Origin of the sequence: Hymenobacter gummosus (assembly GCF_003970915.1) — a bacterium.
Lineage (GTDB): Bacteria > Bacteroidota > Bacteroidia > Cytophagales > Hymenobacteraceae > Solirubrum > Solirubrum gummosum.
In genome coordinates this window covers 373,898-397,317 of sequence record NZ_RXOF01000004.1, presented here as the reverse complement: position 1 = coordinate 397,317, position 23,420 = coordinate 373,898, and the positions used below count along the sequence as shown (strand labels likewise).

General features: G+C 65.9%; 22 protein-coding genes. 9 read left to right on the top strand and 13 right to left on the bottom strand.

Going from position 1 to position 23,420, the window contains the following annotated elements; translation table 11 throughout:
- Window positions 1–268: 268 nt before the first annotated feature.
- The gene (locus tag EJV47_RS09755; protein ID WP_424321756.1) at window positions 269–676 is read right to left on the bottom strand and encodes a type IIL restriction-modification enzyme MmeI; all 408 of its coding nucleotides are present in this window, start codon (window positions 674–676) and stop codon (window positions 269–271) included.
- Between EJV47_RS09755 and EJV47_RS09750 the strand changes: the two genes are divergently transcribed.
- Together EJV47_RS09750 and EJV47_RS09745 are read left to right on the top strand one after the other, a co-directional pair.
- A complete protein-coding gene (locus EJV47_RS09750) occupies window positions 659–2,230 on the top strand; it encodes an Eco57I restriction-modification methylase domain-containing protein (protein ID WP_126692953.1) in 1,572 nt (523 codons plus the stop codon). The genes EJV47_RS09755 and EJV47_RS09750 overlap by 18 nt on opposite strands.
- Window positions 2,223–3,206: a BsuBI/PstI family type II restriction endonuclease gene (locus EJV47_RS09745; protein WP_126692952.1), complete on the top strand. Its 984-nt coding sequence runs from the start codon at window positions 2,223–2,225 to the stop codon at window positions 3,204–3,206. Before EJV47_RS09750 ends, EJV47_RS09745 begins: the two co-directional genes overlap by 8 nt.
- Before the next feature lie 63 nt (window positions 3,207–3,269).
- On the opposite strand, the gene EJV47_RS09740 is transcribed toward EJV47_RS09745, so the two are convergent.
- Window positions 3,270–4,610, bottom strand: a complete 1,341-nt coding sequence (locus EJV47_RS09740; protein ID WP_126692951.1) for a hypothetical protein — start codon at window positions 4,608–4,610, stop codon at window positions 3,270–3,272.
- A 208-nt stretch (window positions 4,611–4,818) separates the two neighbouring features.
- Here EJV47_RS09740 and EJV47_RS09735 point away from each other — a divergent pair, with 208 nt between their 5' ends.
- Window positions 4,819–5,421, top strand: a complete 603-nt coding sequence (locus tag EJV47_RS09735; protein WP_126692950.1) for a nitroreductase family protein — start codon at window positions 4,819–4,821, stop codon at window positions 5,419–5,421.
- Window positions 5,422–5,530: 109 nt separating this feature from the next.
- Complete coding sequence (locus tag EJV47_RS09730; RefSeq protein WP_126692949.1) at window positions 5,531–5,761, top strand: hypothetical protein; 231 nt, start codon at window positions 5,531–5,533, stop codon at window positions 5,759–5,761.
- On the opposite strand, the gene EJV47_RS28885 is transcribed toward EJV47_RS09730, so the two are convergent.
- From EJV47_RS28885 to EJV47_RS09690, 8 genes are all read right to left on the bottom strand, one after another.
- On the bottom strand, window positions 5,758–7,338 hold the full coding sequence (locus tag EJV47_RS28885; protein ID WP_126692948.1) for an OmpA family protein: 1,581 nt from the start codon (window positions 7,336–7,338) through the stop codon (window positions 5,758–5,760). The genes EJV47_RS09730 and EJV47_RS28885 overlap by 4 nt on opposite strands.
- A 172-nt stretch (window positions 7,339–7,510) precedes the next feature.
- Window positions 7,511–9,265, bottom strand: a complete 1,755-nt coding sequence (locus tag EJV47_RS28880; RefSeq protein WP_126692947.1) for an OmpA family protein — start codon at window positions 9,263–9,265, stop codon at window positions 7,511–7,513.
- A 240-nt stretch (window positions 9,266–9,505) separates the two neighbouring features.
- Window positions 9,506–9,922: an OsmC family protein gene (locus EJV47_RS09715; protein WP_126692946.1), complete on the bottom strand. Its 417-nt coding sequence runs from the start codon at window positions 9,920–9,922 to the stop codon at window positions 9,506–9,508.
- Between the two features lie 336 nt (window positions 9,923–10,258).
- Window positions 10,259–12,688, bottom strand: a complete 2,430-nt coding sequence (locus EJV47_RS09710; protein WP_126692945.1) for an alpha/beta hydrolase family protein — start codon at window positions 12,686–12,688, stop codon at window positions 10,259–10,261.
- Window positions 12,689–12,919: 231 nt separating this feature from the next.
- Entirely contained in the window at window positions 12,920–13,627 is a 708-nt protein-coding gene (locus EJV47_RS09705; RefSeq protein ID WP_126692944.1) for a hypothetical protein, read from the bottom strand.
- Window positions 13,627–14,394, bottom strand: a complete 768-nt coding sequence (locus EJV47_RS09700; protein ID WP_126692943.1) for an LVIVD repeat-containing protein — start codon at window positions 14,392–14,394, stop codon at window positions 13,627–13,629. Before EJV47_RS09700 ends, EJV47_RS09705 begins: the two co-directional genes overlap by 1 nt.
- Window positions 14,395–14,400: 6 nt before the next feature.
- A complete protein-coding gene (locus EJV47_RS09695) occupies window positions 14,401–14,916 on the bottom strand; it encodes an LVIVD repeat-containing protein (protein WP_126692942.1) in 516 nt (171 codons plus the stop codon).
- Between the two features lie 403 nt (window positions 14,917–15,319).
- Entirely contained in the window at window positions 15,320–16,636 is a 1,317-nt protein-coding gene (locus EJV47_RS09690) for a serine hydrolase domain-containing protein (protein ID WP_126692941.1), read from the bottom strand.
- Window positions 16,637–16,909: 273 nt separating this feature from the next.
- Between EJV47_RS09690 and EJV47_RS09685 the strand changes: the two genes are divergently transcribed.
- The 3 genes from EJV47_RS09685 to EJV47_RS28390 all read left to right on the top strand — a co-directional run bounded on the left by EJV47_RS09685 (window position 16,910) and on the right by EJV47_RS28390 (window position 18,904).
- Window positions 16,910–17,359, top strand: coding sequence for a MarR family winged helix-turn-helix transcriptional regulator (locus EJV47_RS09685; protein WP_126692940.1), 450 nt, complete (start codon window positions 16,910–16,912; stop codon window positions 17,357–17,359).
- Between the two features lie 32 nt (window positions 17,360–17,391).
- Window positions 17,392–17,841 (top strand): organic hydroperoxide resistance protein, encoded by a 450-nt coding sequence (locus EJV47_RS09680; RefSeq protein ID WP_207895867.1) that lies wholly within the window; start codon window positions 17,392–17,394, stop codon window positions 17,839–17,841.
- A gap of 148 nt (window positions 17,842–17,989) precedes the next feature.
- Window positions 17,990–18,904: a glutamate--tRNA ligase family protein gene (locus tag EJV47_RS28390; RefSeq protein WP_207895866.1), complete on the top strand. Its 915-nt coding sequence runs from the start codon at window positions 17,990–17,992 to the stop codon at window positions 18,902–18,904.
- Between the two features lie 10 nt (window positions 18,905–18,914).
- On the opposite strand, the gene nfi is transcribed toward EJV47_RS28390, so the two are convergent.
- The 3 genes from nfi to EJV47_RS09650 all read right to left on the bottom strand — a co-directional run bounded on the left by nfi (window position 18,915) and on the right by EJV47_RS09650 (window position 21,783).
- A complete protein-coding gene (gene nfi, locus EJV47_RS09660) occupies window positions 18,915–19,604 on the bottom strand; it encodes a deoxyribonuclease V (protein ID WP_126692938.1) in 690 nt (229 codons plus the stop codon).
- A 119-nt stretch (window positions 19,605–19,723) separates the two neighbouring features.
- Window positions 19,724–20,170 (bottom strand): hypothetical protein, encoded by a 447-nt coding sequence (locus EJV47_RS09655; RefSeq protein WP_126692937.1) that lies wholly within the window; start codon window positions 20,168–20,170, stop codon window positions 19,724–19,726.
- A 44-nt stretch (window positions 20,171–20,214) separates the two neighbouring features.
- Entirely contained in the window at window positions 20,215–21,783 is a 1,569-nt protein-coding gene (locus EJV47_RS09650) for a serine hydrolase (protein ID WP_126692936.1), read from the bottom strand.
- A 168-nt stretch (window positions 21,784–21,951) separates the two neighbouring features.
- On the opposite strand from EJV47_RS09650, the gene EJV47_RS09645 reads away from it, so the two are divergent.
- Together EJV47_RS09645 and EJV47_RS09640 are read left to right on the top strand one after the other, a co-directional pair.
- Window positions 21,952–22,596: a dienelactone hydrolase family protein gene (locus EJV47_RS09645; RefSeq protein ID WP_126692935.1), complete on the top strand. Its 645-nt coding sequence runs from the start codon at window positions 21,952–21,954 to the stop codon at window positions 22,594–22,596.
- 114 nt (window positions 22,597–22,710) lie between these two features.
- The gene (locus EJV47_RS09640) at window positions 22,711–23,361 is read left to right on the top strand and encodes a phosphoribosyltransferase (protein WP_126692934.1); all 651 of its coding nucleotides are present in this window, start codon (window positions 22,711–22,713) and stop codon (window positions 23,359–23,361) included.
- The last annotated feature ends 59 nt before the right edge of the window (window positions 23,362–23,420 follow it).

The window sequence follows — 23,420 nt, the reverse complement described above, 5'->3', positions numbered from 1 at the left end:
TTCGGCCACCACGCACCGGGTGGGCGGCTCCGGGTGGACGCGGGCTCAAGCCCGCGCTACATGGTTCGCAAAACCGCTGTAGCGCGGGGCCGCCCCAACGGGCCGCCCTGGTTGGCGAACCAGTTGGGGGCCGACCCGAACTGCTTATCCTTTTTAGTGAACCAGTTGGGGTCCGACCGCAGCTGGCCTCCCTTTTTGGCGAACTAGTTGGGGGCGGACCCTAGCTGGTTTGGGTCGGACCCGAACTGGGTGGGGCGGGCGGCGGGGCTTACTCGGCGGCGGGGGCAGCTTTGCGGCGGCCCTTGGGGACGGGCGGCGGGGGCAGCAGCGGGGCGGCGAGCTGCCGGTACTGCTCGAAGAGAAATTCCAGCCGGCTCAGCTCGGTGGGGAAGGCGGCGGAGCGGTAGCACAGGTCCACGGCGCGGTCCAGCTCCTGGTGGGCCTTCACCAGCGCGGGCGGCATGGTCAGCGGGTCGTAGAGGGTGGCCAGGGACTCGGTGGGAAACTCGGCCCGCACCGCCAGCACCTGCCGGGCCTTGGCTTCCACGGCGGCTACCGGCTTGGGCGTGGGGGCGGCGGGGAAGGAGGAAGTTGTTGTAGACCAGAGTGCCGGAGTAGCGGAATTGGTTGCTTCAGCAGCCGGGGTTACCTTTGAAGGATGATGTCGAGTGCGCAGAAAAAGGAGGTAGTGGAATTGCCAAGTGCCTTCGCGGAAAAATTAGGGCAGCAGTACGCCGCTAGTGTATCACCAACTCACAAAAAAGAACGGGGGCAGTTTTTCACGCCGGCCGCTATCGGCCAGTTTATGGCCTCGTTGCTGGACGCGCCTACCAAGCCGGTGGTCCGGGTGCTTGATCCAGGATGCGGCGTGGCCGTCCTGGCGTGTTCCGTGGTGGAACAGTTAGTGGCTACGGCGCCGATGGTGAAAGAAATTCATGTTCTGGCGTTCGAAACAGATGACGCGGTGCTACCCTACGCGGTGCGGGCGCTGGAACATGCCAAAGCCTGGGCTGCGAACCGGGGCATCGTGGTGCGGTATGAGGTGGATACAGCCGATTTTGTTGCTGAATACGGCCGGCTGCTCACGCCGAAACCACTGCAGTTTGGGGCCCCGGAGGCCCCAGCTATTGATATCGTGCTGACGAACCCGCCCTACTTCAAGTTAAACAAGGACGATGCCCGGGTGCGGCTATGCGCCCCGGTGGTCGACGGCCAGGCCAACATCTACGCGCTGTTTCTCAGTATTGCCGCCACGATGCTGGCGCCATCTGGGCAATTGGTCTGCATTACCCCGCGCAGCTTCTCGGCGGGGCGCTATTTCCGGGCTTTTCGCCGCTATTTTTTCGGTCTGCTGGCGCCCCGCCACATCCATCTATTTGCCTCCCGACGGGAAGCCTTCGAGCGTGACAACGTGCTGCAGGAAACTATCATCATGCGCCTGGAGCGCGGGCGGGATGAGGCACCAGTTACGGTATCTGAATCGGCCGGCAGTCGGGATATAGCGCAGCGCCGCATCGACCGGCGCCCATTGCGCGAAGTGCTGGACCGCACGACGACGGAATGGATGCTCTATTTGCCGGCCGGCGAAGCCGAAAAAGAAGTGGTACAGTTGTTTCGGGGCTGGACGGGCTCATTGGATGCGTATGGTTTGCGGATTTCTACCGGCCCGGTAGTGGCCTTCCGCACCCGCGACTATTTGCGCTCCGACGAGGTGGACGCACCCGTGACGGCGTTGCTCTGGCTGCACAACGTCTGCGCTATGCAGGTGCGTTGGCCCGATCCTCGGCCCGGCAAGGAATCTTACATTCAGGTACGGGCTGAAACCCAACGCGTGTTGCAACCGAACCGCACATGTGTGCTGTTGCGGCGCTTTAGTGCTAAGGACGACAAGAGCCGGCTGGTAGCGGCCCCTTATTTGGCTCCAGGTGTAGTCGAATCAGAGTGGGTTGGCTTTGAAAACAAGCTGAATTACCTCTACCGCCCGACTAGCACCATGCCTGATGAGGAAGCCGTAGGTCTGGCAGTGCTGCTTAATAGCAAATTGTTCGATAGCTACTTTCGCACCTTCAACGGCAACACCAACGTCAGCGCCACGGAGTTGCGGAATATGCCGCTACCACCCTTGACGGACATTCACGCTATCGGGCGCGAAGTACTAGATAACCCAACCGTCGATACGGAATCGGTCATCACGGAAATAGTAGGGTTACCAGCCATCATCCATGAATAAGAAAGAACAGGCGCAGGCTATTCTAAAGGCATTAGGGCTGCCTAAGGCGCAACAGAATGATCGTTCCGCGTTGATTTTGCTGGCGTTGGCTGGCGTAACAGAGGAAGCGGACTGGGCTGATAGCCGGGCGCTAAGTATGGGCGTGGTGGGGCGCGGAGAGTCCGGCAAATATCCCGGCATCATGCGGTTTATCAACGAGTATCTTGCGCCAGTTTATGATATCCGCTACGAGCAGAACTCCCGCGAGGCCTTTCGAAAGGAGACACTTCGGCAGTTTATCCGCGCCGGTGTCATAGACGTTAATCCAGAATCTGGTGGACTATCAACTAACAGCCAGGATTTTCATTATCGGTTGACCGCAGCGGTTTTACCGGTGCTGCGTGCGTATGGTCAACCCCAGTGGGAAGATGCGGTTCGGGATTTTGTTGCTACTCAAGGAAGTTTGCTGGAGCTTTACGCTGGTAAGCGAAAATCCAGCTTAGTGCTAGCCACGCTTCCTGATGGGATGGTGCTGGAGTTATCGGCAGGAAAGCACAACGAGCTAGAAAAGGCAATCTTAGAGCAATTTCGCGCCGAGTTTGCCCGTGAGTCGCAGGTCGTGTATGTAGGGGATACGGCCAAAAAGGACCTATACAAAAGTGAAGAGCTACTAGAGCGACTACGGCTCAACTGTGACACGCACGACAAAATCCCTGACGTAGTACTCTACGATGAAAAGCAGCACTGGCTCTTTCTAATCGAAGCCGTCACAACGCATGGCCCCATCAGCCCGGAGCGACTGTTTCAACTCAAAACCTGGAGCGCCGAATGTGATGCGGGAAAGATATTCGTAACGGCCTTCCTCAATCAGGAGGCTTTTCGGAAGTACGCGGCTCAAATAGCGTGGGATACGGAAGTATGGATTGCTGATGCTCCGCCTCACCTAATCCACTTTAATGGCGACCGGTTTATGGGTCCAAGACCAGAAACGGCATAAAAAGCCCGGCCGCCACCACCTTGAGGCAGGAGCGGCGGTCGGGCCAGTCAGATAAACCGCCGCCTACTCCGCCTGCGTCACGGTGTAGGTCAGGCGTACGTTGACCACCGAGGCCAGCGGGTGCCGCGGCAGCAGCACCTCCACGAAGTAGCCGTACTGGGTGTTGTCGACCGGCACGCTGAACGTCTGGCTGGCTTCCTGAAAGGCGTAGACATCGGCGCTGAAGGCGGCGAAGGGGGAGCCACCCGCCGCGGGGTAGCTGGTGCCGCCCGTCTGGCTGGTGATGCCCACCACCCGGGCCTGCACCGTGGCGCTGGTGCCGTCGTTGTCGAAGCCCCGCAGCAGCAGGCCGGTGATGGTGGCGCCCTGCGGCAGCTGCACCGGGGCCAGCAGCCGGCCGCTGCCACTGCCGGTCAGGTAGATTTCGGCGGGGGTGTTGGCCGTGGACAACACGGTATTGCTGGGCGACCCGGCCGGGTCGGCGGAGGCAAAGGCGAAGGCGCTCAGGGTTAGGTACTGGGTCCGCGGCGCGCTGTAGGCGTAGCTCTGGGCCGGCGGCGTCACGAAGCCCGCGCTGGCCTGCACGCGGCCCGTCACGTCGAGGGCCTGCTGCGGGTTGCTCTGGCCGATGCCGACGCGGCCGTTGCCGCGGATGCGCAGCAGCTCGGCGCCGTTGCCGTTTTTGCCCCCGGCGTAGAAGACGTGGCTGGCGCCGGCCGCATCGACGTGGTAGTTGAGCTGGCTGTTGCTGATGCCGAAGCCGTAGTGGTCGGTAGTGCTGCCGCCGTCCCAGAGCGTGATTTTGGCCTCGGCGACGGTGGGCGTGATACTCAGGCGCGTGGCCGGGCTCGGCGCCCCGATGCCCACCCGGCCGTTGCTGCGCCAGGCCAGCACGGAGAGGCGGGTGCCGTCGTTGCTGGTGCCCAGCGCGCCGCCGGCGTAGCCGTAGAGCACCGGCCCGTCGATGTTCTGGCCCAGCCAGTTCTTGCTGCTGCTGGCCACGCCGTACCAGCCCAGGCCGTGGCCGGTGTCGGAGGCACCGCGCGGGCGCAGGTCGAAGTCGTTCAGGCCTATATCCCGGGTGGCGGAGTGGTTGCCCAGGTTGTCGCCGGATTTGGTCTTGTCGGGAATGTACACCCACTGGCCGCCCACGGCGTACCAGAAGCCCCGGCGGCCGTCGGTCTGAAACACCATCAGCCCATCGGGCGGGCTGCTGATGCTGGCGCGCTGCAGCGAGTCGAGGCGTGGAATGAGCAGGCCCTTGTCGGTGCTGCTGATGTCCAGGGCCGCTTTGGCGTTGGGCGAGCTGGTGCCGATGCCGACCGAGCCGGCCGTTTGGGCCAGGGCGGTGGTGGCGCCGAGCAGCAGCGGCAGCAACAGGCAGGCGTAGGGCGGACGCAGCATGGGGCGGTGTGATAAGGTGCTGACCAAAGGTCACGCGCCCGCCCCCGGGATGCGGCGATATAGCAGCCACCGCGGGCTTTTGGTAAGGCAACGACGGAAATCGGTAAGCAGGCCCAGGCGTGGCCGGCAAACATTCGGCCGCCCAACCGGCTTTCTTTGCCGGGCCGGCTGTTCCCGCACCTGCTTCCTCATTTCCATCCTCCTCGGCATGTCCACCGACGAAACCCTTTCCCTGCCCACCCCCGAGCAGTTCGACAACCTCATCCGCGCCCGGCGCAGCATTCAGCCCATCCAGTTCGAGCCCGGCCGCGTCATCCCCGACGACATCATCGAGCGGCTGCTCGAAAACGCCAACTGGGCGCCCACCCACAAGCGTACCGAGCCCTGGCGCTTCGTGGTGTTCAAGGGCGAAGGGCTGCACCGCCTGGCTGAGTTCCAGGCCAACCTGTACCGCCAGCAGGCCGGCGAGTTCGTCGACGAGAAGAAATACGAGAAGCTGGCCAAGAACCCGCTGCTGGCTTCCCACGTCATTGCCATCGGCATGAAGCGCCACCACGTGCTGCCCGAAATCGAGGAAATCGAGGCCGTGGCCTGCGCCGTGCAGAACCTGCACCTGACGGCCGTGGCCAACGGCGTGGGCGGCTACTGGGGCTCGGGCGGCGTGACCTACGTGGAAGAAGCCAAGCCCTTCTTCGGCCTCGGCCCCGACGACAAGCTGCTGGGCTTCTTCTACCTCGGCTACGTGGAAAAGCAGCCCGGCCGCAACCTGCGCAAGCCCATCGAAGAGAAAGTGACCTGGGTAACGGAGTAGGGGCGCGGGGGTAATAGCACGTCTGAAATCAGAACGTCATCCTGAGCAGAGCGAAGGACCTTCCTCCAACCCTGCACCGCCGCCACCTACGAAGTGCTGACGCTAATTCGTGAACGATAAAAGCGCCGCTACCAACGAGCGTTGGTGGCGGCGCTTTTTAGTTGCTTCAGCTATTCAAAAAAGGGGGCCGCACATTGGCATCGGCGGCGGTGCGGGGTGCGAGGAAGGTCCTTCGGCTGCGCCTCAGGATGACGTTCTGGTTATTCGCATCATTCACGAAAAAGGCCCGCTGCATCGTGCAGCGGGCCTTTTTTTAATTGGCAATCGGGCCGGAGCCTAGCGGCGCGGGGCGGCTTTGCGCACGGGCGCCTTGCGGGCCGGGGCCTTCTTGGCGGGGGCTTTTTTCACCGGCGTCGTCGGGATGACGATGTCGGGCATGGTGGGCTCGGGACCATACTTCACCTCGGCCGTGTTCGGGTCGCCGGTCAGGTACAGGTCGAAGTCCACGCGGCGGTTCAGGGCGCGGCCGGCGTCGGTGGCGTTGTCGGCAATGGGCTTGGTTTCGCCGTAGCCGCGGGCCTCGATGCGGGCGTCCGGAATGCCTTTGCTGAGCATGTACACGCGGGCGGCGGCGGCGCGGTCGTGCGAGAGGCGCAGGTTGTATGGGTCAGAACCCTTGCTGTCGGTGTGGCCGGCAATGCTGAGCGTGTAGTCCGGGTACTCGTTCAGGATCTGCACGATGGCGTCCAGGGTCGGGTACGAGGAGGGCAGCAGCACGGCGCGGTCAAACTCGAAGTTGATGTACTTCGTGGCTTCCTGCAGGCGCTTCTTGGCCTCGGCCTTGATTTCGGGGCAGCCGCGGTTCGAAGCGGGGCCCGGGCGGTCGGGGCAGCGGTCCTGGTAGTCGGGCACGCCGTCACCGTCGCGGTCGAGCGGGCAGCCGTTGGCATCCACCTGCACGCCGGCCGGGGTGCCGGGGCACTTGTCGTTCTGGTCGATTACGCCGTCGTTATCCGCGTCGGGGCAGCCCTGCAGCTCCTTCTTGCCGGGCGTATCGGGGCAGGCGTCGTCCTTGTCGGCCACGCCATCGTTGTCTTTATCGGGGCAGCCCTGCAGCTCGGCCTTACCGGCTTCGTCGGGGCACTGGTCCTGGTAATCAGGCACGCCGTCTTTGTCGCGGTCGAGCGGGCAGCCGTTGGCGTCCACGGCTACGCCGGCGGGCGTGCCGGGGCACTTGTCTTTGCGGTCGGGCACACCGTCGTTGTCCTCGTCCTTGGCCTGGCCCAGGTTGAAGGTCAGCCCCACGGTGTGCTGCAGAAACCGGTCGTCCCAGCCGTTGTCGTCGCGGGTCTGGTCACCGTCGAAATTGGCGTAGTAGGGCGCGTGCTGGCCGGTCTGCACGAACAGGCCCACGGTTTCGCCCAGGCGGAAGTTGATGCCGGCGGCGGCAAACAGGTCGAAGTAGCTCTTGTCCTGGTCGATGCGGGTACCGTTGAACTGCCCCTCGCGCGAGGTGTAGGTCCAGCCCGGGGCGGCCAGCAGGTAGGGCTGAATGAAGGCGTCTTCCTTCAGCGCCCAGCCGTTGTTGAGCTTGAATTTCAGCCCCAGGTTCACGTTCACGATGTTGGTGGCGAAGAACGTGTTGGCGCTACGGCTGCCTTTCAGCTCGCCGTAAAAGGCCTGCAGGTTGGCGTCGAGGCCCTTGCCCAGGTAGTGGTTGATGGCCAGCCCGGGGGCGTAGCGGTTGCGGCTGAAGTCCCAGTAGTCGGAGCCGTAGTTGCCCTTGTACTGCAGGGCGCTGACGTTGAGGCCGATGCTGGTCTTCTTGTCGGCCGTCTGGGCCTGGCTGAGGAGGGGAAGTACAGTTAGGCACGCCAAGGGCAGCCAACTGCGGGAGTTGGGAATAAGGTGTTTCATACGGAACGGTACTGTGCGGGCATCTGGCCCACGACTGCCCGGGTATACCCCTGTTTTCCTTCCAAGGTTTGTAGTGTTGGGCTACGCTCCATCCGGCCCTCATGCCCAAAGCAAGGCGGCCAACCCCGTAAAGAGCTGGCCGTCTTGCAACAAGAAGGAAGATGGGAAGCGCCTAACGACGGGGCGGCGCGGGCGTCGTTTGGGCCGGCTGCCGGGCCGGGGCCTTTTTCGCCGGGGCGGCGGGCTTCGTCGGCGCCGGCTTGGCGGTGGGCCGAACTGGGGCTTTTCGCACTGCCGCGGCGGGCTTTTTCACCGCAGCATTACGCGCCGCCGGCTTGCGTACCGGCGCCTTTTTCGCCGGGGCTTTCGGCTTCACCGGCGCGGCGCCGGGCTCCTTGCCGTACTTCACCTCGGCCGCGTTCCGGTCGCCGGTCAGGTAGAGGTCAAACTCCACGCGGCGGTTGCGGGCGCGGCCGGCCTCGGTGGTATTCGGCGCAATGGGGTGGGCCGGGCCGTAGCCGCGCAGCTGCAGGCGGCTTTCGCTGATGCCCGGGCCTACGAGGTAGGCGCGGGCGGCGGCGGCCCGCTCCCGCGAGAGGCGCTGGTTGAACGCGGCCGGGCCCTTGCTGTCGGTGTGGCCGGCAATGCTGAGGGTGTAGTCGGGGTAGTCGCGCAGGATCTGGGCAATGCCGTCGAGCGTGGGGTAGGACGAGGGCAGCAGCGTGGCCTTGTTCGGCTCGAAGCTGATGAAGCGGGTGGCTTCGCGCAGGCGCTGGCGGGTTTCAGCCTTCACTTCGGGGCAGCCCTTGTTGCTGGCCGGGCCGGCAGCGTTGGGGCAGCGGTCGGCAGCGTCGGGCACGCCGTCGTTGTCCGCGTCGCCGGGCGTAGCGGGGGTGGGGGCCGGGGCGGGCGCGGCAGGCTGAGCGGGCGTAGCGGGGGCGTCGGCTACGGGGCAGCCGTCGGCGTCCACGTGGGTATCGGTGGGTGTGTCGGGGCACTTGTCTTCGCGGTCGGGTACGCCGTCGTTGTCGGCGTCGGGGCAGCCCTGCAGCTCGGGTTTGCCGGCCACTTCGGGGCAGGCATCATCGGGGTCGGCCAGGCCGTCGTTGTCGCGGTCGGGGCAGCCGTGCAGCTCGGCGGTGCCCGCGTCGCCGGGGCACTGGTCCTGGGCGTCGGGCACGCCGTCGTGGTCGGCGTCGAGCGGGCAGCCGTACTCATCCACCGGCGTGCCCGGCGCGGTGCCGGGGCAGCGGTCCTTGCGGTCGGGCACTTCGTCCTGGTCTTCGTCGGCGGCCTGGCCAAGGTTGAAGGTCAGCCCCACGGTGTGCTGCATAAACTGGTCGTTCCAGCGCTTGGCCCCGGCCTTGGTTTCGCCGTCGAAATCGGCATCCAGCGGCAGATGCTGGGCGCTCTGCACAAACAAGCTCACCCCGCCCCCGAGGCGGAAGCCCAGGCCCGCGCCGCCGAACAGGTCGAAATAGCCCTTATTGAGGTCGATTCGCTCCCCGTTGTAGTAGCCGGCGCGGTTGACGAACGTCCAGCCCGGAGCCACCAGCAGGTAGGGCTGCAGAAACGATTTTTCCTTGAGCGCCCAGCCGTTGTTGAGCTTGAGCTTGAGCCCAAGGTTGACGTTGACCACGTCGGTATTGAAGTAAGTGGCCGCGCTACGACGGCCCGAGAGCGTGCCGTAGAGCAGCTGCGCGTGCAAATCGAGCCCGCGGCCCAGGTACTGGTTGATGGCCAGGCCCGGGGCGTAGTTGTTGTGGCTGAAATCCCAGTACTCAGAGCCAAAGTCGCCTTTGTACTGCAGCACGTTCAGGTTCAGGCTCACGCCCGTGCGGCGGTCGGCGTTCTGGGCGGTGCCGGTGCGGGGCAGCGTCGTCAGCAGAACCAGCGGGAGCAGCAGACTGGGTAGATGGTGCTTCATCGGGGCGGGGGATTAAAGGCGCGAGTGGTCCTTGGGCACGCTTAGTTATACCCGGCGCAGCGGGGAAAGTTGGGGGCGGGGTGGGGCGCCGGCGGCCGGGTACGAAACATACGCCAGCCCAGGCGCTTTCGCAACCATCCGGCCCCAAACCGCCCGTAGTTTTCTTGCCCGGTTTTTTCACGTTGCCCGTGCCCGGCCGGCGCGAAGTATTGCACTAGCCGCCCGCGCCAATGGGCCGTCTTAGATTCCCGCCGGTTCCCCGCCCAGCTGCGTGTCGACGCTGACGCCGCCGGTCAGGGCCTTGTGCACCGGGCAGGCGTTGGCCACCTGCAGCAGCCGCTGCCGCTGCTCGGGCGTCAGCTCGCCCAGCAGGTGCAGCTGCCGCGTGAGGTGGCGCACCACGTGGTCGGGGGGGCGCTCAAAGCTGACTTCGGTCCGTACCTCACGCAACGGCCAGCCCTTGCGCGTGGCGTACATGCGCACCGTAATGCAGGTGCAGGCCGTCAGCGCCGCGGCCAGCAGCTCGCCCGGGCTCGGCCCCATGTTCTCCCCGCCGTCGATAAGGGGCTCGTCGGCCAGCAGGGCGTGGCCGCTGTCGGTGGTCAGATCGGTGACGTAACGGTCGGCGGAGGCGAGGTGGCCGGTGATGGTGGGCATGGCAGTCGGGGGAAGAAGGTGTACGGGCATAACCGCGGCGGCCGCGCATGGTTGGCAGATCAATTGCGCACTCGCTCGGCTATTACCGAGTGAGCCGTACGTGGCTCGGCTGTGCCGAGCGCGGTGCCGCGCCGCATAAACGAGAACCACCGAGGTGGCGCGGCCGGATTCGGGGCATAGCCCCTCAGGCGTAGGCCTCACCCGGCAATAGCCGAGCGAGTGCGCCCGATGAACGACTCACGCAGACGACACGCTTTGCCCGACTGTGATAAAGCATCCAAACAAAAAGCCCCGAATCCGGCCGGATTCGGGGCTTTTTGTTTGGATGCGACCAGCTTAGTTGGCGGCCGCCGTCTGCGGGGCCTTCACGTACTTGTCGAGCCAGGCGTTCATCTCCCAGAGCATGTGCATGATGTTCTCGCGGGCCGCGTAGCCGTGCGACTCGGCCGGCAGCACCACGTAGCGGGCGGTGGCGCCATTGCCCTTCAGGGCGTTGTAGAACCGCTCACTCTGAATGGGGAAGGTGCCGGAGTTGTTGTCCAGCTCCCCGTGAATCAGCAGAATCGGCGACTTGATCTTGTCGGCGTAATTGAAGGGCGACATGGCGTTGTACACCTCCGGGGCCTGCCAGTAGGTGCGCTCCTCGCCCTGAAAGCCGAAGGGCGTCAGGGTGCGGTTGTAGGCGCCGCTGCGGGCAATACCGGCCTTGAACAGGTTGGAGTGCGCCAGCAGGTTGGCCGTCATGAAGGCCCCGTAAGAGTGGCCCATTACCGCCACGCGGGCCGGGTCTACCACGCCCAGGCGCTTGCCCTCGTCGATGGCGGCCTTGGCACTGCTCACCAGCTGCTCGGTGTAGGTGTCGTTGGGCTGCTTGTCGCCCTCACCCACTATCGGAATGCTGGCGCCCTGCAGCACGGCGTAGCCCTGCGTCACCCAGAAAATGGGCGAACCGTAGCCCACGCGGGTAAAAGTGTAGGGCGAGCCGGACACCTGCCCGGCGTTGGCCTTGTCCTTGAACTCCACCGGGTAGGCTTCCATCAGAGTGGGCAGCGGCCCGTCGGTGGGCTTGTAGTTGGGCGGCAAATACAGGTTGGCCGTCAGCTCCACCCCGTCGGCGCGCTTGTAGTGCAGCACCTGCTTCTTGAAGCTGCCCCCGAAAGCCGCGTAGGGGTTCGGAAACTTGGTCACGGCCGTGAGCTTGCCGCTCCGGTCGCGCACGTAGTAGTTGGGCGCCTGGTCCACCGATTCGCGGCGGGTGAGCAGGCGGTGCTTGTCCTCGTCGAGGATGGCCAGCGGCACCTCGTAGTAGGGGGCCTCGGAGCGCCACCAGCGGGTGGTTTTCTTGGTGGCCACGTCTAGCTCGTCGACGAAGGGCTGGTCGCCCTGCGGGGAAGCGCCCTGGCCGAGGAAGTACAGCGTCTTGCCCTGGGCGTCGGTCAGCAGCACCTGCTTGCCCTGGGCGTTGCGGTGCATGTAGGCCGTGCCGGGGTTGTTGTACTTGTCCTGCGACGAGCGTTCAAACAGCACCGTCAGCGAGGGCAGCGCGCCCGGCGTCACGCGCCAGGTAATTTCCTTGCGGTCGGCCCAGCGCGAGCCGTACACCAGCGCCACCGAGTTGTTGCCCCAGCTGATGCCGTCGTAGCGCAGGGGCAGGGAGGCAAACTCCTCCGGCGCGCTGTTGAAGGGCGCCGCCAGGGTAAATACTTTGTCGCGGATGGCGGCGGTGGCTTTCGGGTCGCCGCCGTCCTGGGCTTCGGCCCAGTAAAGCGTAGCCGGCGCGTCGGCGCGCCAGCCGTGGCTGCGCTGCCCGGTGGGCACCGCGTCGAAGGCCGTGGGCACTTCGTCGGCCAGGGGCAGGTCGGCCAGCAGCTTCACCGGGTCGCCGGTGGCCACGTCGTATACTTCCACCTTCAGCGGGAAGCTGCTGCTGGGCAGGGTATAGGAGAAGGGCCGGTGGCGCGTCTTCACCAGCAGGTAGCGGCCGTTGGGCGAGGGCACCGCCGATTGAATCAGGCCGGGCTGGCTGATGGGCTGCAGCTTGCCTTCCAGCGTCACCTTCACCATCTGGGAGGTGGCGTAGTAATCGAAGAGCCGCTCGTCGGTCTGGTTGCGCAGCAGGTCCTGGTAGGTGCGGGCGCCGGCCTTGCGGCCCACGTTTTCCTGCACCACCGGGCCGGTGGGCGTGGCCGTGCTGCTCGGAGCCGCCCCGCGCCCGGCCACCAGGGCCCGCACGATAAGCGTCTGGTTGTCCGACAGCCACTCGAAGGGCGTGCCGAATACCGAGTTCAGCGACACGCCGGCAATGCGCCGGGCCGAGAAGGTATTCACGTCGACCACCCACAGCTCGGTGCGGCCTTCGCCGGTGGCCGTGGCAATGGTCAGGGCCAGCTTGCTGTTATCGGGCGACCACACCACGTCCGAGATGAGCGGCTGGGCGGGCAGATTCAGCACGGCCATGTCCTTGCCGTCTTCCAGGCGCCGCAGCATCAGGCCGGTGGCGTAGCTGGTACGGCTGGGCGCGTTCAGGCGCGGGTTGATGCGCATACCGGCCAGGCGCAGCTCGGGCTGCGAAAGCTCGGCAATGGTGGGCATGGCCTGCACTGCCAGCAGCGCCAGCCACTTCCCGTCCGACGACAAGCTCACGCGCGGGGTCAGCGGGGCGTCCACCAGGTCGGCAATGGCCTTGGGCGGGGTACGGTACGTCACGTCCTGGGCCTGAGCCACGACGCTGAGGCCGAGCAATCCGGCGAGTAGAATGTGTTTCATGCAGTTGGGGGGAAGACTGGCAACAAGGCGCGGCGCCGCAAAGATACTAATCTGCCCGCCAGCTGCTACTACCCGCCAATTGTCGGATGCCCGTATCGGGCAAATAAGCCGCTGAATCGGGATAAAAATGCGTAGCCGTCAAACGCGCTGACTGTCAACTCGGAAAATAGTATGCATGTACTGATATTTTTGATTGATTAAATGTTGTTTTATTAATGGTAGATAGACGAGCTATAAAGCCGCGCCTAGCTTAAATCCAATGGGGAAGTAAAAGCCGCGGGCCCCGTAGTCGAAATCGGAGGAGCGGTAGCGGCTGCTGGCGAAGGACGAGCGGAAGCTGGACTGCCGCCAGCCCAGGCCCACGTAGAAATCCAGCGTGAGCGGACCCAGGTCCAGCGGCCCCTGGTAGCCGGCCACCACGGCCGCGCCTTGGCGGCGGATGGTCTCGCGGTAGGGCAGCGGACCGTATTGGTAGTATTTCAGGCCGTCGTCGGCCAGCTGCTGCTGCCAGCCGTCGGCCTGAAAGTGCAGCTCGAAGCGTTGCACGTGCGGCCCCAAGCCCAGGTAGAAGCCCATGAGCGGGTCGGGGTTGGTGCCGGGGAAGTAGAGCCGGTACAGCAGCTCGGCCCCGTAGCCGCGCACCCGCTCATCGGGCTGCACGTCGCGGCGGGCGGTCAGCTCCGTCACCGGGCCGCAGTAGCCCTGCAGCGTCAGGCCCAGGCTGTGCCGCGGAAAGGCCCGCAAGGTTTTCTCGATTTCGAGGTGGTAGCCGCGCACCAGGGGCTGAAACACGTTGAATTTAACCACCAGCGTGGGCGGGCGTTGCGGTTGGGGCGCGGCGGCGGGCGGTAGGTCGGCCTGCTGAGCCAGCAGCGGCCCGCCGGGCAGGAGCAGGACGGCCAACGCGCCCAGGCCGGGGGGGAGCAGGACGGCGCGCATCAGGGGCGGGGCGTGATGGGCAGGAAGCTCAGCTGCTGCAGCGCCCGGCCGGCGTACTGGTACTGATAGAGCCCCTGGCGGCCGATTACCAGCAGGTGCCCGTTGGACGGGATGACGTCGTAGGCATCGATGGCAAACTGGTCGCGCTGGGTCAGCGCGGGGCTCTGGCTGGTGTCGAATACCTTGAGCCCGTCGTCGCACACGAACAGCAGGCCCGCGTCCACGCCCAGGCCGTAGGGCTGCGTCATGGGGTACGACTGCGCCAGGCGCGGCTGGTTCAGGTTCTGCAAATCGATAACCTGGAGCTGGTTGGGGCCGCCGCCGCAGCTGCGGCCGGTGCGCAGCGTGAGGTAGGCCCAGCGCCCGTCCACCACTACCGGGTCGCAGCTGACGGCGTGCTGGTAGAAGCCTACCTGCCGGGGCTGCTGCGGGTCGGCCGCGTCGAAGATGTACATGCCCGACTGGGTGCCGATGAACAAGTAGCTGCCCGAGGGGTAAATAGTTTCGATGTCGACGCCCAGCGTGGTGGTGCGCAGCAGGCGCGGCGCCTGGCTGGTGTTGCTCACGCTGCCGAGGTCGAATACGCGCAGGCTGCGGCTGTCGACGGTGTAGAGCGTATTGCCTAGGATGGCGAAGCGCGACATGGAGCCGGCCAGGCCTACGTTGGCGGTAGAGGGCGCCACGCTGGCGTCGGCGCAGCCGCCGAGCAGCAGCAGCCAGCAGGCGTGGGCGCGGCCGAAACGAAGAAGGGAGGAAAACGGCTTCATAACGGCTTACTTGACTTTCTGCCAGCCGACCACCACGGCGTCGGCCGGGCGGTTTTCGGGGCGGTAGCTCTCTTCAATGCTGGACGCCTCGGGCGGGGCCAGCTCCGGAAATGCGTCGCGTACCCGGCTGATTACGCGCACGTTGGCGGGGTTACTCAAATCCAGGGTCACCAGGTCCACGGCGTTGTCGGCGTAGAGCGTGGTGCCGCGCATGGCCACGTCGAGGCTGCCCGGGATGCGCAAAAAGCCCACGTTCTGGGGCCGGCTGGGGTCCCGGTTGTCGATGATGTGCAGGCCCTCGTACCGCTCGTTGATGAACACGTAGGTGCCCTGCCGGTAGATTTTGCCGGTGTTGTGCATGTCGCGGGCCGCTACCAGGCTCACCGACTGCTCCAGCGAGGTGCGGGCCATGAGCACCGGGCGGTACACCGGCAAATCACTGCGGTCGTCGAAGTTGGTGAAGCAGCCCGACAGGCCGGTGCACAGGGCCAGGGCTGCCAGCAGAAGGTAAACTTTGGGCATAAAGGGGAAGTTGCCGTACGCCCGCGGTCAGCACAGCGCGGCGGGCGTAAGCAGGAGCCAGGACGGTGGGCAAAAGTTGCAAGTCCGGGGTGGGCTGCTAACAAAAATAGCGGCCCCGCGCCGGGCAGAAAAGGGCCCGAGGCGAAATAATCAACGCCCCGAACGCAAAAAAGCCCCTCCGTACCGGCGGAGGGGCTTGCTCTTGCATCTAGAATAAGCCACGAATTGACTAGAAAGACCGGAAAGCCTGCGACAGGCGGCTGGTACTGGACTAGTGAAGGTTGGTGTGAGCGGACAAGTTGCGACTTGACAAAGACAAAGAAAGCGCGCTGCAGCTCGACAGACAATCCGTGGATTCCCGGGTTTTTGACATGGGGCTAGCACGGATACGTGCTGCCCAGGCCTAGTGCAGCACCCGGCGCGTAGCCAGGATATTACCTTTTTCGTCAAGTAGTTGCAGGAAATATACCCCAGCCGCAAGGCCTTGCAGCATTAGTTGCTGCCGGGGCGGGGTGGCGGGCTGCTGCTGCACCGGGCGGCCCAGTGCGTCGGTGAGGCGCAGGGTGGCGGCCGGGCTGGCGGGTAGCTGCACCGTCAGCACCTCGGCGGCGGGCACGGGAAAGGCCGCGAAGTCGGCCAGTGGTGCCGACGCGGCGCCGGCCGTGGGGCGGCACTGCACGGCGGCCATGAGCCGGCGCCACAGCTCGGTATCAAACGAGGACAAAGCCAGGTGGGACTGTCCGGCCGACTGCCCGGTGCGCACCACCACCAGGCCCTGGCTGGGCACCACGTAGATTTTCTGGTCGTTTTTGCCCAGGGCCGCAATCATGTCGGGCGGGGCGGTGGGGGTGATGGCGCCGGGGAAGACCAGCTGCGTCTGCGGCAGCATGTGGCTGGCCTGGCCGTTGAGCCACCAGAGGTAGCCGTAGCTGCGGTTCAGCCCCTGCGAAGGCGTGGTCATCTGCCGAAAATAGGCCGTGTCGCGCAGCACGGGGGTGCCGTTCCATTTGCCGCGGGCCAGCATGAGCAGACCGAAGCGGGCCATGTCGCGGGTGCGGCTGTAGTACACGTCGTTGACCCAGGCCCCGCCCATGCCGATGACGCTGCCAATTTTCTGGTTGGTGTACTGGTTCAGCGTCAGGCCGCTGGCCTGAGCCAGCAGGGGCTGCAGCTTGCGGTAGGCGCCGGTGTGGTAGGCCCAGCGGGTGCCCGCATCGACCTGGTAGAGCAGGCAGGCGGCAGTGGTGCTTTCGTTGTCGCAGGGCAGGGGTGGGGTGTCGTCGAGGCCGCTGCTCATGCTGAGCAGGTGGCGCACCGTAATCAGCCGCTCCTTGGCGGGTGGGGCCGCCGTCCAGCCCCGGCCCAGAAAGCGCGACACCGAATCGGAGAGGCTCAGCAGGCCATCCTGGCGGGCAATGCCAACGAGCGTGCCGGTCAGGGACTTGCCCGCCGAGGCCCAGTACCAGAGCGAGTCGCGGGTGAAGGTGCCGTAGTACTGCTCCACCACCAGCCGGCCGTCCTTGAGCACGATGAAGCCCTTGGTGTGCTGGCGGCCGAGGTAGGCCAGCAGGGTATCGAGCTGGGGCTGGCACCAGCCCAGGCTCTGCGGCGAAGTGCTGGCCCAGGTGGTGCCAGCGGGCGGGAAGTACAGGGGCGTTTGGGCCTGGGCCGCGGGCAGCAAGCCGAGCAGGCACAGGCAGCAGAGCAGAAGTCGGGTCATAGGGCGAAAGCGGCGTAAAGTAGCGCTTAGAATTGTGCGGGCCCCGCGGGTTTAGTCGATATAGAAGATTATTAATACAGCCGGTTCAGGCTGCATGAAGCACCCGGGAGGAGCGCAAGGAAAAACCACGGCCGGCAAGAGCTTTAGACAAATCCTTTTCACGTGACGCTAAAAATTTGAAGCTGCAAATCAGGTAGTTGAAATTATTTTTAAAAATTTAATTGTGCACAACCAAACATAAGACCCGCTTACCGCTTTTACCATCCGAACGCCATGAACAAACCCACGCTGCCCACTGCCGACCCCATTCTGAAGCTGGAAAATCAGCTGTGCTTCCCGCTCTATGCGGTGTCGCGGCAGTTTACCAAGGCCTACCAGCCTCACCTGCAGCAGCTGGGCCTGACCTACCCCCAATACCTGGTGCTGCTGCTCTTGTGGGAGCACGGCGAGCTGACGGTAAAGGAGCTGGGCGAGCGGCTGCTGCTCGACTCGGGCACGCTCACCCCGTTGCTCAAGCGCATGGAGCAGCGCCAGTGGCTCAGCCGCCGCCGCGACCCGCAGGATGAGCGTAGCGTCATCATCGCGCTGCAGCCGGCCGGGCAGGCCCTGCAGGCCGGGGCGCGCTGCATTCCCGAGCAGCTGGCCGAAAAGCTGCAGCTCACCCCAACTGAATTCGACGCCCTGCGCGGGCAACTCAACCGCATCTTAACCCTGCTTTCCTAATTCCGGGAAAGCCTTTTTCTCTCTTCTCTGCGATGAAAATCGAGAAAGTGTACACGGCGCAAGCCCACGTGACCGGTGGCCGCAACGGCCAGGTAACCACCCAAGACAATGCCCTGACGCTGGAGCTGAGCACGCCCAAGGCTATGGGCGGCATGGGCAAAGCTGGCGCCACCAACCCCGAGCAGCTGTTTGCCGCCGGTTACGCCGCCTGCTTCGAGGGTGCGCTGGGCGTGGCCGCCCGCCAGGCCAAAGTGGCCCTGCAGGGCGTCAGCATCGAAAGCTTCGTGCACTTCGGCAAGGCTGAGGACGGCGGCTTCGGTATTGCGGCTGATCTGCACGTGAACATCCCCGGCGTGGAGCAAAAGCAGGCCGAGGAGCTGGTGGAAGCTGCCCACGGCATCTGCCCATACTCGCGCGCTACCCGTGGCAACATCGAAGTGAACCTGCACACGACCACCAACGCGGCTCAGCCCGTCGCTTAAGCCAGCCGCCGAAAAAGCAACAGGTGACGGCCCGCTACCCGGCGGGCCGTCACCTGTTGCTTTTTCGGCGGCCCGTTTCTGCCCGGGCTATGCGGTTTGCGGCTATAGCGGCAGCTCCGGGCCGGCCGCCGCTGCGTAAGTTCGGGCCATGAATCCGGCTGATTCGCTTTCGTCTGCGGGGCCGGCCCCGCTGGTGGGCCGGCTGGCGCCCACGCCCAGCGGCTACCTGCACCTGGGCAATGCCGTGAACTTCGTGCTGACCTGGCTGCTGGTGCGCCGCAGTGGGGGGCGCCTGCACCTGCGCATCGACGACCTAGACCGCAACCGCCTGCGCCGGCCCTACCTCGACAGCATTTTTCGCACCATCGAGTGGCTGGGCCTCGACTACGACGAGGGCCCCAGCGGCCCCGACGACTTTTTGCGCCACCACTCCCAGCTGCTGCACCTGCCCGACTACAACCGCCTGCTGCGCCGCCTGCGCCAGCGGCCCGGCCTGCTGCACGCCAGCACCCGCTCCCGCACCGATGCCGCCGAAGTGCCCGCCAGCCTCGACGAGCCCGGCGTGGCCTGGCGGGCGGTGGTGCCCGCTGGCACCAGCCTGGCGTTTGAGGATGCCTGGCAGGGCCCGGTAACAACGGAGCTGGACCGCGCCATGCCCGATTTTGTGCTGCGCAAAAAGGACGCCGTGGCCGCTTACCAGCTGGCCTCGGTGGCCGACGATTTGCGCCTGGGAACCACGCTCATCGTGCGCGGGCTGGACCTCTTGCCCAGTACCGCCGCCCAGCTCTGGCTGGCCCGGCAGCTGCCCGAAACGGCCGCCTTCAACGCCACTCGTATCCGTTTTCTGCACCACCCCCTGCTGCCCGGCCCCGACGGGCGCAAGCTCAGCAAGTCGCAGCAGCAACCCCTGGACCGGGGTGTGCTGGGGGCGGAGGCAGGGCCGCAGCTGGTATACGAGGCGGTGGCACAACTCTGGGGACTGGCTCCGGGACCGGTCCGCTCCCTGTCCGAGCTTAGCTTCTGCATGCCGGTTTACCCGTGGCTAAAGCCGTACGGCGCGTAAGCGGCCGGGCTCAGCGAATTTCCTGCTTAAACTGCTCGGCCCAGTGGTCGGCCAGGCGGGTGGGCTCGGGCAGCTTGTAGCCGCGGGTGCAGTGCCAGGCCAGGGCCGTGGCCGTGTCCTGGTCGATGCGGTGGCCGGGGCTGACGAAGACGGGCTTGACGCGGTTTTTGGTGCGCAGAACCTCGCCCAGCAACTCGCCGGTTTTCTTGTCGGTGAGCGGGGCGGTGCTGCCGGCTTCGGCCTCGGGCTCGGGGTGCTGGCCAGTCAGCACCTGCTTGGCCACCCCGAAGCTGGGCTTGTCGAGCAGAATGCCGATGTGGGCGGCAATGCCCATGCGGCGTGGGTGGGCGTAGCCGTGGCCGTCCACCATCAGCACGTCGGGCTGGTGCTGCAGCTTGGCAAAGGCCTGCACCAGGTTGGGCGCCTCGCGGAAGGAGAGGAAGCCCGGCACGTAGGGCATGGTCACGGGCCCGTGGCTGTACACTTTCTCCACCAGCTCCAGCTCCGGAAACCGCAGCACCACGATGACCGAGAGAATGGTGTCTTCGGTGGGAAACGACGAGTCCAGGCCGGCAATGAGCCGGGGTGGGTGCGCCAGCGGCTCCAGGCGCTGGCGCTGACGCATCTCGTTTTGCTGCTGGGTCAGGGTGCGGACCAGCTCGGGGTCGGCGGGCGGGTGGTAAGGGCGGTAGTAGGCCATGCGGGGGAGAGGGAGGGTTTCTTGCCCTATACGCACGCTACCCGCGCCGGTGGTACCGGTCGGTCCACTCCAGGCAACCGGATGTGCAAGGTCGAATTCCGCCCGCTCCGGTCCCCGCTTCAGCGCACCACCACGTGATAGTGCCGGGTGGGTTGGCAGTTGAAGCAGCGTTCGGGCCCGATGGTATCCGTAATGGCCTGGTTGATGGTGGCTGGCGTGAGCAGAAGCGGCCGAGCGCCGGGCCGTTCGACCATCACCGTGTCGTAATCGAATGGGATAGGGCGGCTGGGCAGCAGGCGTTTGCCCTGGCGGTAGCCTACCGGTAAGGCCTCGCCGGCCGGTACTTCCACGTAGCCCTGCAGCCGGTGGGAAGCGCGGGGCCGGGCCATGATGATGGCGTCGTTGGGCAAACGGCCAATCAGCCGCACCCGCAGCGGCCGCGAAGTGCCGTTGATAATGGCGGTTTCGCTGTCGACCGAAGAGGTGCAGGCGCTCAGCCCAACGGGCAACAGCAGAACGAACAGGCCACTCGCCCTGCGGAAGCTGGTAAAATTCAGTAGAGGCATAATTTGAGTGTAGCGGCGGCCAATACCAGTGTCCAGAAGCCAAATCAGCCCCGCACGAACACGTACGGGTCCTGGTCGATGCCCTCGTTCACGCGCAGCTCCACCGATTTCACCTGCCCGCCTTCGGTGGTGAAGGTGGCCGGGTAGATGCCGTAGGTCAGGTTGGAGTAGGTAGCGCGGAACTGCTGCCCGTCCATGTAGTCCAGGGTGGCGCGCAGCTCGGGGTGGTGGCTGAAGCGGATGAGCAGCTGCTTGCCCTTGGCTTCCACCGTGATGGGGCCGTAGACCGGGTGCGTGTACTGGCCGGCGTAGCTTTTGAGCGGCAGCTCGGGCTTGCTTTTCTTGCCCTTGTCCGCGCGGGCAGCCAGCTTCTGCACCTCGGCCAGCGTCTCGGCGTAACCGGGCGCCACGCGGGTCCACAGCTGCCGGCTGCGGTCCACGTAGGGCATGCCCAGGTAGGCGTCGAGCAGCTGGTAGCGCAGGGCCTCAAAGAAGCTCTGGTTGTCCTGATTGGTCAGAATGGCAATGCCCAGGCGCTCTTCCGGCACGAAGCAGGTGTTGCTCACGTAGCCGGTGGCCCCGCCGGTGTGCCAGTACACCTGCCGCCCGTTGTAGTCGGCGGCAAATACGCCCAGGCCGTAGGTGCGGAAGTGCTCGGGCAGCAGGCTGGACTTGCGCGCCGATACGGGCGTGTTTACGTCGCGGGTGCGGCGCAGGGCGGCCCAGGGCAGCACCCGCTGGCCCTGGTACTTGCCGCTGTCGAGCTGGCACTGCAGCCACTTGGCCAGGTCGCCCACGCTCGATACCATGCTGGCCGCCGGCCCGAGGTTGTCGACCTCATCAATGGGCAGCACGGCCAGCGGGCCGTAGGCGTTGGAGTAGGGCAGGGCCACGTTGGGCCGCTGCGCGAAGCCCTTGGTGAGCATGTAGGTGTTCGTCATGCCCAGGGGGCGCAGCATGGTATGCTCCACGTACTGCTCCCAGCTGGTGCCGCCCGTCACGACCGGAATAACCTGCCCGGCGGCCAGGAAGCCCGCGTTGCAGTAGCCGTACTCCTGCCGGAACTGGAAGGGCGGCTTCAGAGTCCGCATCTGCCGGATGATGTCCTCGCGGGAGTAGTTCGAATCCCAGAAGGCGAAGTCGCCCTGGAAGGTCTTGGTGCCGAGGTGGTGGCCCAGCAGGTCGCGCACGGTGGTGAGCTGGGTGCTGACGGGGTCGTAGAGCTGGAAATCGGGCAGGTACTTGGTGGCCTTGTCGTCGAGCGAGAGTTTCTTTTCCTGCTCCAGCTTGGCCAGGGCCGTACCGGTGAAGAGCTTGGTGTTCGAGGCAATCAGGAACAGGGTTTGCTCGTCCACCGGCTCGGCTTTGCCCAGGGCCCGCACCCCGTAGCCCTTGCTGACCACGACTTTGCCGTCCTTGACCACCACCACGGCCAGGCCCGGAATCTGCCACTGGCGCAGGCCGCGCCGGATGTACTGATCGAGACTGTCGGCCACGAAGCGGGAGCCGGCGGCGGCAGTGGGGGAAGAAGACGACTGGGCCGCGGCGGGGCGGGCGCAGGTGAGGGCCAGCAAGCCGCCCACCAGCAGCGGGCGAACGTAACGAAGACGCATCAACGAAGTAGCGGTAAGGAAGGAATGCAAAGACACCACCAAACCTACGCAGTTGCGGCCACACCGCCGCCGGGCGCGCCGCCCGGCTTTCGGCCGGCGCGCCCGGCCGTTTGCTCGCGGTTTGCGTACCTTCCACTCAGCCGCGTGTTTTACACCCGCATTCCTGCCATGCTCGCCCTTCTTGCGCCCAAGCCCGTGCGGCTGGAGCTGCCCCACGCCACGCTCTGCGGCGACCTGTGCATTCCGCACGCTGCCTCCGGCGTCGTCATCTTTTCCCACGGCAGCGGCAGCTCCCGACTTAGTCCGCGCAACCAGTACGTGGCCCGCAGCCTGCAGCAGGCCGGTTTCGCCACCCTGCTGCTGGATTTGCTCACGCCCGAGGAGGACCGCGCCTTCGAGGCCCGCTTCGATATCAACCTGCTCACGCGCCGGCTGCTGGGCGCCGCCAGCTGGCTGCGCCGCGAGCAGCGCCTGCACGATTTGCGCCTGGGCTTCTTCGGGGCCAGCACCGGCGCCGCGTCGGCCCTGAACGCGGCGGCCGAGCTGGGCAGCCGCGTCAGCCTGGTTATTTCGCGCGGTGGCCGGCCCGATCTGGCCCAGCCGGCCCTGGCCCGGGTGCAGGCGCCCACCCGCCTCATCGTGGGCGGGCAGGACTGGCCCATCCTCGGCGCCAACGAGCAGGCCCTGGCGGCCCTGACTGGGCCCAAGGACCTGTGCGTGGTGCCCGGCGCGGGCCACCTGTTCGAGGAGCCCGGCACCCTCGACGAAGTGGCCGACCTGGCCGTGGACTGGTGCCAGCAGTACCTGCGGTAATCTGTCATGTCGAGCGGCGCGAGACATCGGGGTGAAACCGCCAGGCGTCCTGACCCAGACGTCTCGCGCCGCTCGACATGACAACCGGCATACCGCACCTGACCCTACCCGCCGATGCCTGCCTTTCTCGACCGACTCGACGCCGCCCAGCAGCTGGCGGCCCACCCGTCGCCGCTGCGCCACGGCCCGGCGGGCGTGGTGCTGGCCGTGCCGCGCGGCGGAGTGCCCATCGGGGCGGTGCTGGCCCGGGCGCTGGGCTGGCCGCTGGATCTGGCCCTGACCAAGAAAATCGGCCACCCCGACAACCCCGAGCTGGCCGTGGGCGCCGTCAGTGCCGGAGGCTACGTGCTGGAGCCCGGCCTGTACCTGCCCGACGACTACCTGGCCGCCGAAGTCGGGCGCATCCGGGCCGAGCTGCTGGCCCGCCGGCAGGCCTACCTGGGTGAGCGGGAACCACTGCCCCTGACGGGCAAAACCGTGCTGCTGACCGACGACGGCGTGGCCACCGGCCACACCCTGCGCGCCACGCTGGAGCTGCTGCGGGAGCAGCGGCCGGCGCGGCTGCTGGTAGCGGTGCCCGTGGCCGCCCCCGCCGCCCTGGTCAGCCTGCAGCCCCTGGCCGACGAGGTGCTCTGCCTGCTCGCCCCACCCGATTTTCGGGCCGTGGGCCAGTACTACGCCTACTTCCGGCAAACCACCGACGAGGAGGTGCGCCAGGCCCTGCGCGAAGCCGGCGCCGCGGCCACCGGGGCCACCGAAGCCTAACCCGGCGGCGCCGGGGCACGTTTGCGAAGGGGCAGCGCGGACTTTTTCGCCGCGCCGCC

Coding starts and splice junctions, on each gene's coding strand:
- EJV47_RS09750 (WP_126692953.1), top strand. CDS start 659: ATGATGTCGAGTGCGCAGAAAAAGGAGGTAGTGGAATTGCCAAGTGCC.
- EJV47_RS09745 (WP_126692952.1), top strand. CDS start 2,223: ATGAATAAGAAAGAACAGGCGCAGGCTATTCTAAAGGCATTAGGGCTG.
- EJV47_RS09740 (WP_126692951.1), bottom strand. CDS start 4,610: ATGCTGCGTCCGCCCTACGCCTGCCTGTTGCTGCCGCTGCTGCTCGGC.
- EJV47_RS09735 (WP_126692950.1), top strand. CDS start 4,819: ATGTCCACCGACGAAACCCTTTCCCTGCCCACCCCCGAGCAGTTCGAC.
- EJV47_RS28885 (WP_126692948.1), bottom strand. CDS start 7,338: ATGAAACACCTTATTCCCAACTCCCGCAGTTGGCTGCCCTTGGCGTGC.
- EJV47_RS28880 (WP_126692947.1), bottom strand. CDS start 9,265: ATGAAGCACCATCTACCCAGTCTGCTGCTCCCGCTGGTTCTGCTGACG.
- EJV47_RS09715 (WP_126692946.1), bottom strand. CDS start 9,922: ATGCCCACCATCACCGGCCACCTCGCCTCCGCCGACCGTTACGTCACC.
- EJV47_RS09710 (WP_126692945.1), bottom strand. CDS start 12,688: ATGAAACACATTCTACTCGCCGGATTGCTCGGCCTCAGCGTCGTGGCT.
- EJV47_RS09705 (WP_126692944.1), bottom strand. CDS start 13,627: ATGCGCGCCGTCCTGCTCCCCCCCGGCCTGGGCGCGTTGGCCGTCCTG.
- EJV47_RS09700 (WP_126692943.1), bottom strand. CDS start 14,394: ATGAAGCCGTTTTCCTCCCTTCTTCGTTTCGGCCGCGCCCACGCCTGC.
- EJV47_RS09695 (WP_126692942.1), bottom strand. CDS start 14,916: ATGCCCAAAGTTTACCTTCTGCTGGCAGCCCTGGCCCTGTGCACCGGC.
- EJV47_RS09690 (WP_126692941.1), bottom strand. CDS start 16,636: ATGACCCGACTTCTGCTCTGCTGCCTGTGCCTGCTCGGCTTGCTGCCC.
- EJV47_RS09685 (WP_126692940.1), top strand. CDS start 16,910: ATGAACAAACCCACGCTGCCCACTGCCGACCCCATTCTGAAGCTGGAA.
- EJV47_RS09680 (WP_207895867.1), top strand. CDS start 17,392: ATGAAAATCGAGAAAGTGTACACGGCGCAAGCCCACGTGACCGGTGGC.
- EJV47_RS28390 (WP_207895866.1), top strand. CDS start 17,990: ATGAATCCGGCTGATTCGCTTTCGTCTGCGGGGCCGGCCCCGCTGGTG.
- nfi (WP_126692938.1), bottom strand. CDS start 19,604: ATGGCCTACTACCGCCCTTACCACCCGCCCGCCGACCCCGAGCTGGTC.
- EJV47_RS09655 (WP_126692937.1), bottom strand. CDS start 20,170: ATGCCTCTACTGAATTTTACCAGCTTCCGCAGGGCGAGTGGCCTGTTC.
- EJV47_RS09650 (WP_126692936.1), bottom strand. CDS start 21,783: ATGCGTCTTCGTTACGTTCGCCCGCTGCTGGTGGGCGGCTTGCTGGCC.
- EJV47_RS09645 (WP_126692935.1), top strand. CDS start 21,952: ATGCTCGCCCTTCTTGCGCCCAAGCCCGTGCGGCTGGAGCTGCCCCAC.
- EJV47_RS09640 (WP_126692934.1), top strand. CDS start 22,711: ATGCCTGCCTTTCTCGACCGACTCGACGCCGCCCAGCAGCTGGCGGCC.